Origin of the sequence: Mumia sp. ZJ430 (assembly GCF_011751845.1) — a bacterium.
Taxonomy (GTDB): Bacteria; Actinomycetota; Actinomycetes; order Propionibacteriales; family Nocardioidaceae; genus Mumia.
In genome coordinates this window covers 308,696-322,923 of record NZ_JAAHFK010000002.1, presented here as the reverse complement: position 1 = coordinate 322,923, position 14,228 = coordinate 308,696, and the positions used below count along the sequence as shown (strand labels likewise).

Annotated in this window: 17 protein-coding genes; 11 read left to right on the top strand and 6 right to left on the bottom strand. The window is 69.8% G+C overall.

Features of this window, described 5'->3' with window-relative positions; translation table 11 throughout:
• Window positions 1-20: 20 nt before the first annotated feature.
• A complete protein-coding gene (locus HCT63_RS08115; RefSeq protein ID WP_167003038.1) occupies window positions 21-290 on the top strand; it encodes a hypothetical protein in 270 nt (89 codons plus the stop codon).
• A 2-nt stretch (window positions 291-292) separates the two neighbouring features.
• Here HCT63_RS08115 and HCT63_RS08110 read toward each other — a convergent pair whose 3' ends face one another.
• Window positions 293-1,201, bottom strand: coding sequence for a LysR family transcriptional regulator (locus HCT63_RS08110; RefSeq protein ID WP_167003037.1), 909 nt, complete (start codon window positions 1,199-1,201; stop codon window positions 293-295).
• 145 nt (window positions 1,202-1,346) lie between these two features.
• Between HCT63_RS08110 and HCT63_RS20245 the strand changes: the two genes are divergently transcribed.
• The 7 genes from HCT63_RS20245 to HCT63_RS08065 all read left to right on the top strand — a co-directional run bounded on the left by HCT63_RS20245 (window position 1,347) and on the right by HCT63_RS08065 (window position 5,825).
• A complete protein-coding gene (locus HCT63_RS20245) occupies window positions 1,347-1,787 on the top strand; it encodes a hypothetical protein (RefSeq protein WP_208322339.1) in 441 nt (146 codons plus the stop codon).
• 158 nt (window positions 1,788-1,945) lie between these two features.
• Window positions 1,946-3,451, top strand: a complete 1,506-nt coding sequence (locus HCT63_RS08095; RefSeq protein ID WP_279587730.1) for an NAD(P)-binding domain-containing protein — start codon at window positions 1,946-1,948, stop codon at window positions 3,449-3,451.
• Between the two features lie 141 nt (window positions 3,452-3,592).
• Window positions 3,593-3,862, top strand: a complete 270-nt coding sequence (locus HCT63_RS08090; RefSeq protein WP_167003033.1) for a DUF1778 domain-containing protein — start codon at window positions 3,593-3,595, stop codon at window positions 3,860-3,862.
• Window positions 3,859-4,371, top strand: a complete 513-nt coding sequence (locus HCT63_RS08085) for a GNAT family N-acetyltransferase (RefSeq protein WP_167003031.1) — start codon at window positions 3,859-3,861, stop codon at window positions 4,369-4,371. Before HCT63_RS08090 ends, HCT63_RS08085 begins: the two co-directional genes overlap by 4 nt.
• Window positions 4,372-4,575: 204 nt before the next feature.
• On the top strand, window positions 4,576-4,755 hold the full coding sequence (locus HCT63_RS08075; RefSeq protein ID WP_167003029.1) for a hypothetical protein: 180 nt from the start codon (window positions 4,576-4,578) through the stop codon (window positions 4,753-4,755).
• A 422-nt stretch (window positions 4,756-5,177) separates the two neighbouring features.
• The gene (locus tag HCT63_RS08070) at window positions 5,178-5,384 is read left to right on the top strand and encodes a hypothetical protein (RefSeq protein ID WP_167003027.1); all 207 of its coding nucleotides are present in this window, start codon (window positions 5,178-5,180) and stop codon (window positions 5,382-5,384) included.
• A gap of 6 nt (window positions 5,385-5,390) precedes the next feature.
• Window positions 5,391-5,825, top strand: a complete 435-nt coding sequence (locus tag HCT63_RS08065; RefSeq protein WP_167003025.1) for a hypothetical protein — start codon at window positions 5,391-5,393, stop codon at window positions 5,823-5,825.
• Here HCT63_RS08065 and HCT63_RS08060 read toward each other — a convergent pair.
• Window positions 5,774-6,310: a hypothetical protein gene (locus HCT63_RS08060; protein ID WP_167003023.1), complete on the bottom strand. Its 537-nt coding sequence runs from the start codon at window positions 6,308-6,310 to the stop codon at window positions 5,774-5,776. The genes HCT63_RS08065 and HCT63_RS08060 overlap by 52 nt on opposite strands.
• Before the next feature lie 121 nt (window positions 6,311-6,431).
• Entirely contained in the window at window positions 6,432-7,010 is a 579-nt protein-coding gene (locus HCT63_RS08055) for a hypothetical protein (protein ID WP_167003021.1), read from the bottom strand.
• A 188-nt stretch (window positions 7,011-7,198) separates the two neighbouring features.
• Here HCT63_RS08055 and HCT63_RS08050 point away from each other — a divergent pair, with 188 nt between their 5' ends.
• Window positions 7,199-8,164 carry a hypothetical protein gene (locus HCT63_RS08050; protein WP_167003019.1) on the top strand — a complete coding sequence of 322 codons (966 nt, stop codon included), beginning with the start codon at window positions 7,199-7,201 and terminating at the stop codon, window positions 8,162-8,164.
• Between the two features lie 190 nt (window positions 8,165-8,354).
• Here the strand turns inward: HCT63_RS08050 and HCT63_RS08045 are convergent, their stop codons facing one another.
• The 3 genes from HCT63_RS08045 to HCT63_RS08035 all read right to left on the bottom strand — a co-directional run bounded on the left by HCT63_RS08045 (window position 8,355) and on the right by HCT63_RS08035 (window position 10,364).
• Window positions 8,355-8,903 carry a hypothetical protein gene (locus tag HCT63_RS08045; RefSeq protein ID WP_167003017.1) on the bottom strand — a complete coding sequence of 183 codons (549 nt, stop codon included), beginning with the start codon at window positions 8,901-8,903 and terminating at the stop codon, window positions 8,355-8,357.
• Window positions 8,904-8,988: 85 nt separating this feature from the next.
• Window positions 8,989-9,642 carry an MBL fold metallo-hydrolase gene (locus HCT63_RS08040; protein WP_167003015.1) on the bottom strand — a complete coding sequence of 218 codons (654 nt, stop codon included), beginning with the start codon at window positions 9,640-9,642 and terminating at the stop codon, window positions 8,989-8,991.
• Window positions 9,643-9,665: 23 nt separating this feature from the next.
• The gene (locus HCT63_RS08035; RefSeq protein WP_167003013.1) at window positions 9,666-10,364 is read right to left on the bottom strand and encodes a maleylpyruvate isomerase family mycothiol-dependent enzyme; all 699 of its coding nucleotides are present in this window, start codon (window positions 10,362-10,364) and stop codon (window positions 9,666-9,668) included.
• Window positions 10,365-10,502: 138 nt separating this feature from the next.
• Here HCT63_RS08035 and uvrA point away from each other — a divergent pair, with 138 nt between their 5' ends.
• The gene (gene uvrA, locus HCT63_RS08030; RefSeq protein ID WP_167003011.1) at window positions 10,503-13,586 is read left to right on the top strand and encodes an excinuclease ABC subunit UvrA; all 3,084 of its coding nucleotides are present in this window, start codon (window positions 10,503-10,505) and stop codon (window positions 13,584-13,586) included.
• A gap of 123 nt (window positions 13,587-13,709) precedes the next feature.
• On the top strand, window positions 13,710-14,216 hold the full coding sequence (locus HCT63_RS08025) for a Rieske (2Fe-2S) protein (RefSeq protein ID WP_167003009.1): 507 nt from the start codon (window positions 13,710-13,712) through the stop codon (window positions 14,214-14,216).
• The last annotated feature ends 12 nt before the right edge of the window (window positions 14,217-14,228 follow it).

Below are 14,228 nucleotides of genomic sequence, written 5' to 3'. Positions count from 1 at the left end.
TCCCGTCGTATCCTGTGGCCGTGGGAACGAACAGGCGGTACGGCAGCGACGGGCGTGCCGTCGAGCCGCGCGACGGCGGCGCGGTCCGACACGTGTGGGTGTCGTTGAGCCGGTACGAGGCCGACGCGTACCCCGGTCTCGTCATCGAGTGGCGCCGCGAGTCCCAGGGCTGGGTCGCGCGCGTTGCGTTCGTGCCCGGCAAGCAGGGGGAGGGGACCCTGGTCGAGCAGTGGGTCGAGGCGAAGCGCCTGCGCCCTGCGGGGCCGCCACCCCCGCCGCTGGTCGAGTAGCCCTACGTCAGCTCCACGCCTGCTGCGGTGACGAGGAGCGTCTCGAGGACGGCCGACACGGCGGCGCCGGGCTCGCGCCGGGTCTGGCGGTGGCGGGCGACGACGCGGCGCGACCCGAGGCCGGGAAGTGACACGACCTCGACGCCGGTCGCGAGGTCCTGCTTGAGGGCGAGCGCGGGGACCATCGCGACGCCCTCGCCTGCAGCGACGAGCGCGTGCGCCGCCTCGAAGCTGGAGAACTCGTGCGCCGTACGGAGCCGACCGCCGAACGTCCCCGCGAGCCGTACGAGCGCGCGCGCCGCCGCCACCTGCTTCTCGGCGCCGAGCCACGTGGCGTCGGCGAGATCGGCCAGCTGCGTCGGGGTCGGGAAGGCAGCGGGGATGACGACGCGCCACGGCTCGTCGAGGAGGATGACGTCGTTCATCCCTCGAGGCGCGCCGACGGGGGAGTCCTCGTCCTGCTCGACGAGCGCGAGATCGAGCTCGCCGGCGCGCAGCAGGCGGAGCGCGTCGTCGGGCTCGTGCTCGGCGACGACGACGTCGATACCCGGAAACTCCTCGCGGACCCTGCTCAGCGACGGGCCCACGATCGCCTGGATGGACGTCTGGAACGCTCCGACCGCGACCCGTCCCGAGACTTCCTCGCCCATCGTCGCGAGCGTCTTGCGGGCCTCGACGAGCTCGGACTCGATCCGCTCGGCCGTCTCGGCGAGAACGCGGCCGGCGGGAGTGAGGGTGACGCCGCGCGGACCGCGTACGAGCACGTCGAGACCCTCCTCCGACTCCAGTCGTGCGATCTGCTGGGAGACCGCTGACGGTGTGACATGCAACTCATCTGCTGCCGCCAGGATGCCGCCCGTCCGATAGACGGCCAGCAAGTACGCGAGACGGCGGGGGTCGAGGGAAGGCATTTAGTAATACTAAACGCCGGATCAAGAAAGGGTCGATTGTGCTAAATGCGATCCGCACGCAGACTGAACGAGTCGCCGCCGGGGCCTCGCGGTGAGGCAGCAGGCGACACCCCTTCCCACCCAGTACGACCTCTCGGAGCCGCACATGTTCTCGTTCGCTGACTTCGTCACCGCCCTCGGGTGGTTTGGCGCCGTCGCGGGCGCTGCCGCGTACCTACTCGTCAGCCGTGGCCGGTGGAGCGCCTCCTCGGCGCGCTACCAGACGGCGAACCTCCTGGGCGCCGGCCTCATGGGGGGTGTTGCGGCGTTCAACCACGTGTGGCCCTCGGCTGCGGCGAACCTCATCTGGGTCGTCATCGGCGGCCAAGCGCTCTGGATGATCGCGGGCAAGAAGCGTGCCGATCGCGAGGAAGCCCAGAGTGCGGAGGCCGAGGCGGCGATCGCGTCGCTGCCGGCCGCTCCGCCGATGGCGCTGGCCGTGGACCGTTCGTACGACGTCTTCATGGAGGAGCGCGATCCCACCCTGCGGATGGGCACGGCCGAGCTCGCCGCGCTCACCGAGCGCGGAGTGGCTGCCGCCGCCTGACCTCCGTACGAGATTGCGTGCCCCCTCCCGGATCGCTTCGGGAGGGGGCATCGTCGATCACGGGGCGTACGAGGAGGGTGCGATGACCACGATCGTCGTCGGTGCGGGACAGGCCGGGCTCGCTGTCAGCCACGAGCTGCGCGAGGCGGGCGTCGACTATGTCGTCCTCGAGCGTGACCAGGTGGCGCGCGCTTGGCGCAACCGGTGGGACAGCTCCACCCTCGTCACCCCGAACTGGACGCTCCGCCTCCCCGGGAGCCGGCGACGGCGACGAGCCCGAGGGCCACGTCGGGCGGGACGAGATCGTGGCCTTCCTCCAGGACTACGCCGACCTCGACGTGGCCCCGGTACGGGAGGGCGTGGCGGTCACGTCGGTCGACCGGGGGAGCACGGCGCGCTTCCGGCTCCGTACCGACGACGGGGACCTCGACGCGGACTCGGTCGTCCTCTGTACGGGGGCCTACCCGCGCCCGCACGTCCCCGCGGCTGCCGCCGAGCTCGCCCGGACGACCCCCGTCCTCGACGCGACGGCGTACCGCGACCCGTCCGACCTTCCTGAAGGGAGGATCCTCGTGGTCGGTTCGGGGCAGACCGGCGTCCAGCTCGCCGAGGAGCTGCACCAGGCAGGTCGCGACGTCGTGCTCGCCTGCGGTCGGGCGCCCTGGGTCCCGCGGCGGATCGACGGCGTCGACATCGTGACGTGGCTCGAGCGTGCCGGCTATTTCGACCAGCCGCTCTCGGCCCTCCCAAGTCCGCAGATGCGCCTGCTCGCCAACGTGCAGGCGACCGGCGCCGGTGGCGGCCACGACCTGCACTACCGCGTGCTCCAGGAGCGAGGTGTCACGCTCACCGGGCACCTGCTCGGCGTCATCGACGGGACGGTCAGCTTCGCCGACGACCTCGCGGCGTCGGTCGCGTTCGGCGATGCGCGCCTCGCCGACGCCCGACGTGTCCTGCACGAGCGACTCGGCGCCGACGCGCCGGACCTTCCTGAGCCGGCGCCTTTCGTCGCAGAACCGCTGCTCAAGATGCCGGTCTCGGCGATCGACGCCGTCCTCGTCACGACCGGCTTCCGGCCGGACCACGCGCGCTGGGTGCACTTCCCGGTGTTCGACCCGTACGGGTTCCCTGTGACCGCAGACGACCTCACGACCGGGTTCCCGGCCTCTTCTTCTGCGGGGTGCACTTCCTGCGCAACCGCCGCTCGTCCCTGGTGTGGGGCGTGGGCGATGACGCTCGTCTCGTCGCCCACGCGCTCGCCGGCGACCAGGCGGCTGCCTGACGGGTGGACTCGGCTGGCGTGGCTCCGTGCGATCGGTTGCACTGGGGGCATGAGGAGACGAGTTGCGTCAGCGGTGAGGATTGTCGCGCTCATCGTCCTCGCCGGCTGCTCCGACGGCGACGATTCGGCGGACGACGAACCCTCCGCCACCGAGACGACGACGCTGGCGACGACGGCGCAGCCAAGCCTGGCCAGCCAGGTCGAGGACGCGTTCTCCATGTCGTACGGGTGGCCGAACCAACCGAAGTGGCAGCACATCAAGAAGTTCAGCGACGACAACGCGCCGCGGGTCACGGTCGTCACCGATCTCGCAGATGCGCCGGCGAGCCAGACGGAAGCGCAGGGCTACTGCGAGGCCGTCGTGTCCGTGTCGGGTCGGTGAACGCGGAGTTCACCGGTGCGGAGGTGACGGCAGGCGACGGTGGTCCCGTCCTGGCCGCGTGCGACGTCCCGGCTGCCTGAGACGCGTGGCTGCGAGACGGCACGGTTGTGCTCGTGTGCCCATTGTGTGCACACTTGAGGCATGGCTAAGGATGAACGCCTCCATGTGAGGCTGACGAAAGAGCAGATGGACCTCATCCGCAGCGCTGCCGAGGTGGAGCACCGAACGGTGTCCGACTTCGCCGTGACCGCGCTCAGCGACCGCGCCAACGACGTGCTGGCCGACCAGCGCGTCTTCGAGCTCACAGGCTCCCGCTGGGACGAGCTCGTCGCCGTCTTGGACCGCCCAGCCACCGTCCGTCCTCAGCTCGCCGAGAGCCTCCGGCTGCACGCGAAGTACATCCGTCAGTGACCGGGGACTGGCACTTCGAGCCGCTGGCATCGCGTCATGACGTCAGCGCCTTCACATGCCGGGAGCATTCGATAGCCGACTGGCTGAAGCGCTACGCGCTACCGAACCAGGCCCGCCGGTCATCACGCACCTTCGTTCTGGTCGACGGCGACGATCCCGCTGTGATCGGCTACTACGCTCTCTCCCTTGCAAGCCTGCAGAAGTCGACGGCTGCCGCAGAGGTAGCCGAGGGAATGCCGCCATTCGAGATCCCGGGCGTGCTTCTGGGGCGCATGGGACGGGACGAGAAGTATGCATACAAGCACGTCGGCGACCTGCTGCTGGCCGACGCCGTCCTCCGGACGCTTCAGATCGCCGAGCTCGCTGGTGCGAAGGTGCTGCTGGTGCACGCGCTGCGGGACGAGCTCGTGACCTGGTATCGGGATCGCGGGTTCCTGCCGTCTCCGGTCGAGGGCCGCTTGCTCATGCTGCCGATCCAAGACCTCGAGGCCACGCGCGACTACGCGTAGCCCCGGGGCCGGGTCGATCCGTTCGGCGGGCGAGCGAACCGCGACGTCTTGCTGGCTACCAGCCTCGCTCTCGCCACTCCGCGAGGTGTGCCGCTCGGCGCCGAGCGTGGAGTCGTCGCCTTGCCCGGGATCGAACCAGGTCTCGTCCGGGAGCCGGTCGAAGATCTTGCGCTCGACGTCGTAGATGAGCGTCACGAAGTCGTCGTGCGACCACGTCTTGCCTACGCCCACGGCGGTGTCACGATCCGTGCCGCCGAACTCGAACGGCTCGCCCAGCTCCGTCCTGGCGAGCTCGGCACTGATGCCGCCGCACTCCGCTTCGGAGTCGCCTCGGTCAACACGACCGGCGCGGTCTCCGTCGCCGCCCTCGAGGCGACCCCGTGAACGCGCTTGAGTTGCCCCCCGCGGTCGGCGAGCTGCAGACGATCTGGGCTCCCCACGCCGCTACGACAACGACCTCGGCTACCGCGACCGGCTCGAGGCGTTCGTCTGGTCACGTGTCATCGGCGGCTCCCTGTCTCGCGCCGGCGTGGTTCGCAACGGAGACGGCAGCACCGTGCTCGTCACCGACTCCGCCAGCACGCCGACGGCAGCTTCGGAACCCGCGGACCCGAAGGAGCCGTCCCCGCCGAGGCCGTCGTCGTGCCGCTCACCGGACTGGAGGAAGTCCCGTGACCCCGTGCCGCTCACCGCTACGCCGCCCTGGCCGCCGCGTGTCGCCGCGCCCCGTCGATACGCCACTGCCGCGCACCCTGGAGTCTGCACGCGCCCGGAGCCGCGTCGCTGTCGAATCGACCCCGCCGCTCGTGCTCGCCGCCGTCCGCGAGCTGTTCGCCTACCTGGACACCCGCAGCCGGGGCCGCCTGATGGATGAGCTCGCCCACGACTCCGCCGCAGCCCTCGAGCGTGCCGCGAAGTTCCTCAAGGTCGGCCCCGCGCTGCGCACTCTGATCCGGCGTGCCGTCGCCGCCCAGCGTGCTTACGAGCACCGACGTGAGCGCGGCGTCTACTAGGTCCCCGTGGCCAGGCTGACCATCCCCGACGCCGTCCCGCTCGACGTCCGCTTCGAGATCGCCTCCACCCTGCACGGTGCGATCAGCGACGTCCGCGAACCCGGACTGTGGCTGATGCTCGACGCCCTCGCCCTTATGATCTTCGACCCCGACGACCCCGACGACCCCGACGACCCCGAGCTCGCCGACACGCTCGACGACGCCCTGCTGCTCATCTGCGCCCGCCGAGGCCGCGCGCTGGACCCACGCGCCTTCGCGGCCCTGTTTATCGCACGACGCCCAGCAGCGGCTGCTGGCTCTGGCGCGCGCTCGAGCGACAGCTCTATCTCGCCGCCGTCACCGCCCGCTCCGAGTGGTGCGACCTACTCGACGAGATCGACCGGCTCGAGTCAGCGGTCGAGCTCTGACTCGGCGTTCGCGTCGTCCTCGGCATGCACGTGAGCGCGGTGAGCCATCTTGGCGCTGCGTCGCCACGGACGTGCCCTGCGCAGTTTGTGCCCGGCCCCGGCGCGCTCCCACTTGCGGTTCGCCGCGTCGGTGAAGGACATGTCGGCGGCGAAGGCAATGTCTCCGAGACGGTGCAGATCCTCGGCGTGGTCGACGAAAGGGACCTCATCGTGGGGGGCCACCGCGCTGACGAAGTAGGGGCCAGACGGGCCCCCGTCGTGGTCAAGCCAAACGAAGACGTTGAACACCGGCTCGTCCGAGCCGTTCCGGACGCGGAGCACGTGCTCGGACTCCGACTTGCCGGAGTCCTCGAAGATCGCGCTCACCAGCTGGGCCTGCGCCCGCCGTCGATCGAACGTGTTTGTCACGTAGACCGCGACCGCGACCGCGACGCCGATGGTGGTCACCGTCGTGCCCACGACATCGATCCATGCCGTGCCGCGCTCGCTGGTGATCCAGTCACCACTCGCATCGAACATGGAGGCGAACCTAGCGTCCCGGTTCGCCAACTGCCTGTGCATGCGCATACGAGAACGTACGGAACAGGTCCTCAGGCGCGATCTGCGTGGGTCCGTCGACGCTCACCGTCAGCGCGTGAACTCACGGCCTGACCGAGATCTCCGCCTCGATCATGGATTCAGCAGTGGTGATGTCGCCGGTCTTGAAGCACTCCTTGCTCCTCGCGACCGTTCGTGCCCAGAGCCGCAGGTAGGTCGTCGCCTCCGCCGTACGGCTCAAGTGCTGCTCATCTGCGGCTCCTGGCTCGAAGCTCGAGTTCCAGTTCGGGCCGTCGTGCTCCCAGCCTGCTCGCGTATCCGCCTGCTCAACCTTCTCGAACTTGCTCAGGTAGGAGGCAGCGAGCTCCCGTGGCTGATCGCACGACGCTGCTGTGCTGGTCGAGGGATCGCGAGCCAAGACCAGCGCAGCCAGCACGGCGACGACGCCCGCCCCTGTGCCGACGAGCCACGCCATCAGCTTGCTACCTCTGCGCGCGGCGACCGCACCGCCGACGACGGCGAGCACCACCGCGACGACGACGAGTACGAGCGCGACGATGTCGGTCACGGCGACGTCCATCGCGTCAGCCTTGCAGTGCCCGAGTCGTGCCGCAGGAGTTTGCTTGCGCACGAGATCGCACAGCTGCGCACGGCTCAGCACGAGCTCGCTCGCGATCTGCACGACTCCGTCACCGACGCGGACCGGCTTTTGGCACCGCCGGCGCCGGGCGACCCCCGCTCCGCTCGCTCCGTCCCGCCCTGGCGGAATCTGGGGAAAACCAGCCGAGCTCTCCGAGAGTGTCCGGATGGCAATCAATAGCCCGGGCGATGCTCTCTCGTTCTCTCGCGCCATAGTGAAAGGCTGGTCGGGTGACCGTCTCCATCACCACTGAACACGGGGCAACCCTCGACTCCGCGATCGCCGACGACGTCCGTGCTGGCGTTCAGCTCATGGGGGTCGACGACGCCAACATCATCCTCACCGGCGATCTCGCCCGCTCCGTCCGCGAGGCGACGGGCAACTCCAGCTACGCGCTCGACCGAAGTGGAGGCGTGGTCGCTGGCAAGACCGTCGACGGAACCACCAGCTACCTGTCGGCGGACGCCGTGATGGAGGAACGAGCGGCGGTCACCGCGCTCGCCGCACATGAGGCCGGGCACCTCCTGCTCCACCGGCGAGGCGAGGGTTTCGACGAAGGGCGAACCAGCCCAAGCTCTGATGCCCGCGTCTGGGAGGTCGGCTCGGCTAGGTGCGCGCTCGACGAGTTCCGCATCACGCTCGCGCTCCACGCAGAGAATCTTGGATGTACACCGAGGAGCTTCACCGACGATGTGCCCCATCACCTATTCGAGGTCGGCGTCGACGTCCTCGAGGCGTTGAACGACCACTGGCCGTCCGACACAAACCGTGGCGACCTCTACGCCGCCGCGATGAGGATTCTCCCCGTGGTCCAGAACCTGGGGAAGGTCCTCTCGTATAGCGCGGCTGAGGTCTCCGCCGGGGACCGCGAACTACTCCCAGACACGTTCTCCCCACCCGTCCGAGCACTGTGGGAGGAGTTCGCGTCGTCGACCTGGGACGACCGCTCCCAGCTGCTGGAGCAGATGCCGGATGCCCGCCTTCCTCTAGCCGTAGGGCAGTTGGAATCCGGGATCCGCGAGCTCGCCGACATCGAGGCTCGACTTCTCGCGGCGATCGGCTTCAGGTTGAAGTGGGGCGCGCAAGGCGAACTGGACATCTTCATGACGCGCACCGACTGGCCTACCGTCTTCGAGGCCGTCCTGGAAATCGACGATGCGATCGAAGACGGCTCAGCGAGCCCGCCGGGCTCCTAGCGCCGCTGTACGTCGACGGCGTCGACCCAGACATACGGCACCTGCAGCCTGTCGTCGGCGACTGCGACGCAGACGTGCCGGCCGTGCCAGCGGACAGCTCGAGCTCGGAGCCAGCAGACCCCGTCGCGCTCGAAGTCGAGCCAGACCATGCGGGTATCGGCTGCCGGGCGGCGGGAACGGGTGCGTTCGGTTACCGGTCGCCCGCGGCGAGGACGTCATCGTTGGACGCGATGTAGACACCGTTGCCCAGCGGCTCGAAGCCGTGCCGCGACCAGTACGCCTGGAGGCGCTCCTCGCCGCGCTTGGATTTCGAGCCGATCGGGGCCGGATAGAGGACGACGGTCGCTGCGCTCATCACCGCGAGCGCGTCTCGGACGATCTCGACGCCGAGGTCGCGTCCGCGATAGGCGGGCTCGAGCTCGACGCTTTCGACGATCACCATGCCGAGTCCTGGCCCGTCGGACCAGCGGATCAGCTCGTGGTCGTCGTGTCGGCCGAGCTCCTCGGCGATCACGGAGAGGTCTCCGCTATTGGCGTCGAGCGCTTCGAATAGCGCGTCGCGCTCGTGGAAGATCCCGCGCAAGCTCACGACGATCGAGGCGTGCCCGACCGCCCGCTGCTCGCTCTCCGCGGTCTCGTCGTACGCGTAGACGCTCCCGCCCCACAGCGCGATGTCGTCGAATTCGCGGTCGCGGCGGACATGCCACTCGACCCACAGCCCTTCGGTCTCCAGTGTCATCTTCTGTCATCCTGCCGGGGATGGGGCCGGGCGGCAGGGTCGGGCGCTGAGTGGTGTGGAGCTGGAGCGCGCGGCGTCACGCGGCCTACCAGCCGCGCTCGCGCCACTGCGCGAGGTGAGGGCGCTCCTGGCCGAGCGTGGAGTCGTCGCCGTGGCCGGGATAGAACCACGTCTCGTCGGGCAGCCGGTCGAAGATCTTGCGCTCTACGTCGTCGATCAGCGAGGCGAAGTCGTCGCGCGACCAGGTCTTGCCGACCCCGCCGGGGAACAGCGAGTCTCCGGTGAACAGGTGCGGCATGCCCTCCGGGTCGTCGTACAGCAGCGCGATCGACCCCGGCGTGTGGCCGACGAGATGGATGACGCGCAGGCGGGAGCGTCCGACGGCGATCTCCTCGCCGTCGGTCACCACGGCGTCGATCGGCACCCCGATCGCCTCGGCGTCCTCGGCTCCCGCGATCGTCCGCGCACCCGTCGCCTCGACCACGGCGGCGAGTGCCTGCCAGTGGTCGCCATGGCGGTGGGTGGTCACGACGGAGGTGAGACCGGACTCTCCGACGACCTCGATGAGCGTGCCGGCGTCGTTCGCCGCGTCGATGAGCACCTGCTCGTCGGTGTGCCGGCAGCGCAGGACGTACGCGTTGTTGCTCATCGGCCCGACCGCCACCTTGGTGACGATGAGGTCCGCGAGCTCGCGGACGTCGGGCGTCCCTCCGACGGTGACCTTGCCGGTGTACGTCATCGTGAGCTCCTGTTCGTACGGTCTCAGCGCCAGGCGTCGAGGTCGGGCAGGTCGCCGGTGGTGGCCAGCGAGGGCCCGGTGACGCTTCGGGTCACCCAGGCCAGCAGGTCGGCCTGCGTCCCCGACACCGTACGGCCTCCGCCGTCGCCGACGCCGAGCCCGGAGTCGACGGCGCGCAGCGCGAGGGGCTCTCCGGCACGCTCAGACAGGTCGCGGGCGGCGTCGTGCATCGCGAGCGAGACCCAGCCCGGCGGCCACCGGTCGGGCGTGTAGCCGAGGTCGAGGTCGTAGTGGTGCAGGACGACCTCGGTCGCGCGCATCATCGGCACCCACGACCCGGCGACCTGTCGGCCACCTCGGGCGGTGACGGTCGCCGACCATGCTGCCTCCGGGAGCGCGCGTGCCTCGACGATCCAGCCGATGGACGTCTCTGTGAGGTCGTCGAGCAGTACGTCGGCGCTGCGGCCCGCGCCTGCCTCGATGTCGTCGTCGCGCTGCTCGGCCGAGGCGTACATCGGGATCGCCTCACCCGTCCGTGCCGACGTCAGCAGCCGTACGAGGGCGTCGGCGTTGCGGGCGAGGTGGGTGATCACGTGACCGCGGCTCCAGCCGGGCAGCAGGCTCGGCGCCCGCATGTCGGCGTCGTCGAGCCCGTCGAGGTCGACGAGGAGCTCGCGCGTACGGGAGTCGACCAGGTCGATCACGTCGTTCGGGGTCGCCATGGTCCCACCTTGCCAGGTCTTGACCTGCGTTCCTGTCAGGACCCCTCGCTACGATGGAGAAGGTGGGTCGAGCCCTGCTCGGGCAGCGATCCGCGCCCTGATGTCCCCACCGGCGCGACCCCCAGGAAGGCTGAACACGTGGCAGATCGACTGCTCATCCGCGGCGCTCGCGAGCACAACCTGAAGGACATCTCCCTTGATCTCCCACGGGACGCGATGATCGTCTTCACGGGTCTATCGGGCTCCGGGAAGTCTTCGCTCGCGTTCGACACGATCTTCGCGGAGGGGCAGCGCCGCTACGTCGAGAGCCTGTCGGCGTACGCGCGCCAGTTCCTGGGGCAGATGGACAAGCCCGACGTCGACTTCATCGAGGGCCTGTCGCCGGCGGTCTCGATCGACCAGAAGTCGACCTCGCGCAACCCGCGCTCGACGGTCGGCACGATCACCGAGGTCTACGACTACCTCCGCCTGCTCTACGCGCGTATCGGCCACCCGCACTGCCCCGTGTGCGGCGAGGCCATCACCAAGCAGACCCCGCAGCAGATCGTCGACCGCATCATGGAGCTCGGCGAGGGCACGCGCTTCCAGGTGCTCGCGCCCGTGATCCGTGGCCGCAAGGGCGAATACCTCGACCTGTTCCGCCAGCTGCAGTCCCAGGGCTACAGCCGCGTCCGCGTCGACGGCGAGACCCACAGTCTCGCCGACGAGCCCCCCACGCTCGCCAAGCAGAAGAAGCACCACATCGAGGTCGTCGTCGACCGGCTCGCGGTCAAGCCGTCGGCCCAGCAGCGCATCACCGACTCGGTCGAGACCGCGCTCAACCTCGCCGACGGGCTGGTGCTCCTCGACTTCGTCGACCTGCCGGAGGACGACCCGCACCGCATCCGCCGGTTCTCCGAGAAGCTCGCCTGCCCCAACGACCACCCGCTGGCGGTCGACGAGCTCGAGCCGCGCTCGTTCTCGTTCAACGCCCCGTTCGGCGCATGCCCCGAGTGTTCCGGTCTCGGCACCCGGATGGAGGTCGACCCCGAGCTGGTGGTCCCCGACCCGTCCCTGTCGCTCGACGACGGGGCGATCGCGCCGTGGGCGGCCGCCCACGTCGCCGACTACTTCGGTCGCCTGATTGACGCCCTGGCCGAGGAGCTCGACTTCACGACCGCGACGCCGTTCGAGGACCTGCCCTCCGAGGCGCGCAAGGCTCTGCTCGAGGGCCACCCGACGCAGGTGCATGTCCACTACCGCAACCGGTACGGACGTGAGCGCTCTTACTGGAGCTCGTTCGAGGGCGTCATCCCGTACGTCGTGCGCCGGCACGCCGAGGCAGAGTCCGACACGACACGCGAGCGCTTCGAGGACTACATGCGCGAGGTGCCGTGCCCGACCTGCGGCGGCACGCGCCTCAAGCCCGTGATCCTCGGCGTGACGGTCACCTCGGCCACCCACGGCGAGAAGAACATCGCCGAGGTGTCCGCGCTGTCCATCGAGGAGGCCGCCCGCTACCTCAGCGACCTCGAGATGTCCGAGCGCGAGAGCCAGATCGGCCAACACGTCCTCAAGGAGATCCACGAACGGCTGCGGTTCCTGCTCGACGTCGGCCTCGACTACCTCAGCCTCGACCGCGCGGCGGGGTCGCTGTCCGGCGGCGAGGCCCAGCGGATCCGGCTGGCGACGCAGATCGGCGCCGGCCTCGTCGGCGTGCTCTACGTCCTCGACGAGCCGTCGATCGGGCTCCACCAGCGCGACAACCACCGCCTCATCGAGACCCTGGTGCGGCTGCGCGACCTCGGCAACACCCTCATCGTCGTCGAGCACGACGAGGACACGATCCGGGCGTCCGACTGGGCCGTCGACATCGGTCCCGGCGCCGGCGAGCACGGCGGGCAGGTCATCGTGTCCGGCCCGGTGGAGGAGCTGTTCGCGTCGGAGGACTCAATCACCGGCGCCTACCTGTCCGGCCGCAGGGAGATCTCGGTCCCGGCGGAGCGGCGCCCACGCCGAGAGGGCCACGAGCTCGTGGTGCGCGGCGCGCGCGAGCACAACCTCAAGGGCATCGACGTGGCGTTCCCGCTCGGCCAGATGGTCGCCGTGACGGGTGTCTCCGGCTCGGGCAAGTCGACGCTGGTCAACGACATCCTCTATACGTCGCTCGCCCGGACCATCCACAACGCCCGCACCCTGCCGGGCCGCCACAAGGACATCACCGGCGTCGAGCTGGTCGACAAGATCATCCACGTCGACCAGTCGCCGATCGGCCGCACGCCGCGCTCCAACCCGGCCACCTACACCGGCGTCTGGGACCACGTCCGCAAGCTGTTCGCCGCGACGCCCGAGGCCAAGGTCCGCGGCTACCTGCAGGGCCGCTTCTCGTTCAATGTCAAGGGCGGGCGCTGCGAGGCGTGCTCGGGCGACGGCACGATCAAGATCGAGATGAACTTCCTCCCGGACGTCTACGTCCCGTGCGAGGTGTGCCACGGCGCTCGCTACAACCGCGAGACGCTCGAGGTGCACTACAAGGGCAAGACGGTCGCCGAGGTCCTCGACATGCCGATCGAGGAGGCGCTGGAGTTCTTCGAGGCGATCCCGGCGATCTCGCGCCACCTGCGCACGCTCGTCGACGTCGGGCTCGGCTACGTCCGTCTCGGCCAGCCGGCCCCGACGCTGTCCGGCGGCGAGGCGCAGCGGGTCAAGCTCGCTGCCGAGCTCCAGAAGCGTCAGACCGGCCGCACGCTGTACGTCCTCGACGAGCCGACCACGGGTCTGCACTTCGAGGACATCCGCAAGCTGCTCGGCGTGCTGGGTCGTCTCGTCGACCAGGGCAACTCGGTCATCGTCATCGAGCACAACCTCGACGTCATCAAGACCGCCGACTGGCTGATCGACATGGGGCCTGAGGGCGGCAACCGCGGCGGCATGCTGGTCGCTGCCGGCACGCCCGAGGAGATCGCGGCCCATCCCGACAGCTACACCGGCCACTTCCTCAAGCCGCTCCTCGAGGGGCGCGAGGCCAAGCAGCCGACCCTGCAGCCGGCGCTCGACCTCGCACCGGTCGGCCGTACCCGCAAGGGCTCCGGTCGTACGGCCTCCGCCAAGGCGGCGCGGGCCTCCGCACGCGAGGCGGAGAAGCCCACACCGGCGAAGAAGACGCCGGCCAAGAAGGCCGCAGCGAAAAAGTCCGCTGCGAAGCAGGTGCCGGCCAAGAAGGCAGCAGCCAAGAAGGCATGACGCGTCGGCGGGGGTGCGCCCGTCGGACCCGTCACGCGAAGTTGCGGGCACCTCTCGCCTGTGGGGATCGTTGAACGTTCCACCGACTGCACCACCACACTGCACGCCAACGAGAGGCCAGGCATGACCGACGCTCCGGACAGGGCCAGCACCGTGAAGCGCCGTACCGTCATCCAAGGAGTAGGACTTGTGGGCGGCACCGTCGCCGCCGGTGGGCTCCTCGCCGCATGCGGCGGCGGGGGAGACGGAGGGGGCTCCGACGCAACGACGAGCGCCCCGCCGCAGAGCGACGCGACCACTCCGAGCGCAGAAGCGACGACCGACGGCGGTGCGCCCGCGACCGGCACCGAGCTCGGCTCGACCTCCGACGTCCCCGTCGGCGGCGGACGCGTGTACGAGAGCGAGAAGGTCCTCGTCGCGCAGCCGACCGAGGGCGAGTTCAAGGCGTTCTCGTCGGTCTGCACCCACCAGGGGTGTGCCGTGAGCATGATCGAGCGCACGACGATGACCTGCCCGTGCCACGGCAGCGAGTTCTCGACCGACGGCGGCAAGGTCCTGCAGGGACCGGCGACCAAGGCGCTGCCCGAGCGCGAGGTCCGCGTCGAGGGCGACGCGATCTTCCTCGTCTGAGGCCTCAGCGGC

Bases quoted from the DNA above. Each gene is read 5' to 3' on its own strand.
- HCT63_RS08110 (WP_167003037.1), bottom strand. From the start codon at position 1,201: ATGCCTTCCCTCGACCCCCGCCGTCTCGCGTACTTGCTGGCCGTCTAT.
- HCT63_RS20245 (WP_208322339.1), top strand. From the start codon at position 1,347: ATGTTCTCGTTCGCTGACTTCGTCACCGCCCTCGGGTGGTTTGGCGCC.
- HCT63_RS08095 (WP_279587730.1), top strand. From the start codon at position 1,946: ATGTCGTCCTCGAGCGTGACCAGGTGGCGCGCGCTTGGCGCAACCGGT.
- HCT63_RS08090 (WP_167003033.1), top strand. From the start codon at position 3,593: ATGGCTAAGGATGAACGCCTCCATGTGAGGCTGACGAAAGAGCAGATG.
- HCT63_RS08060 (WP_167003023.1), bottom strand. From the start codon at position 6,310: ATGTTCGATGCGAGTGGTGACTGGATCACCAGCGAGCGCGGCACGGCA.
- HCT63_RS08045 (WP_167003017.1), bottom strand. From the start codon at position 8,903: ATGACACTGGAGACCGAAGGGCTGTGGGTCGAGTGGCATGTCCGCCGC.
- HCT63_RS08040 (WP_167003015.1), bottom strand. From the start codon at position 9,642: ATGACGTACACCGGCAAGGTCACCGTCGGAGGGACGCCCGACGTCCGC.
- HCT63_RS08035 (WP_167003013.1), bottom strand. From the start codon at position 10,364: ATGGCGACCCCGAACGACGTGATCGACCTGGTCGACTCCCGTACGCGC.
- HCT63_RS08025 (WP_167003009.1), top strand. From the start codon at position 13,710: ATGACCGACGCTCCGGACAGGGCCAGCACCGTGAAGCGCCGTACCGTC.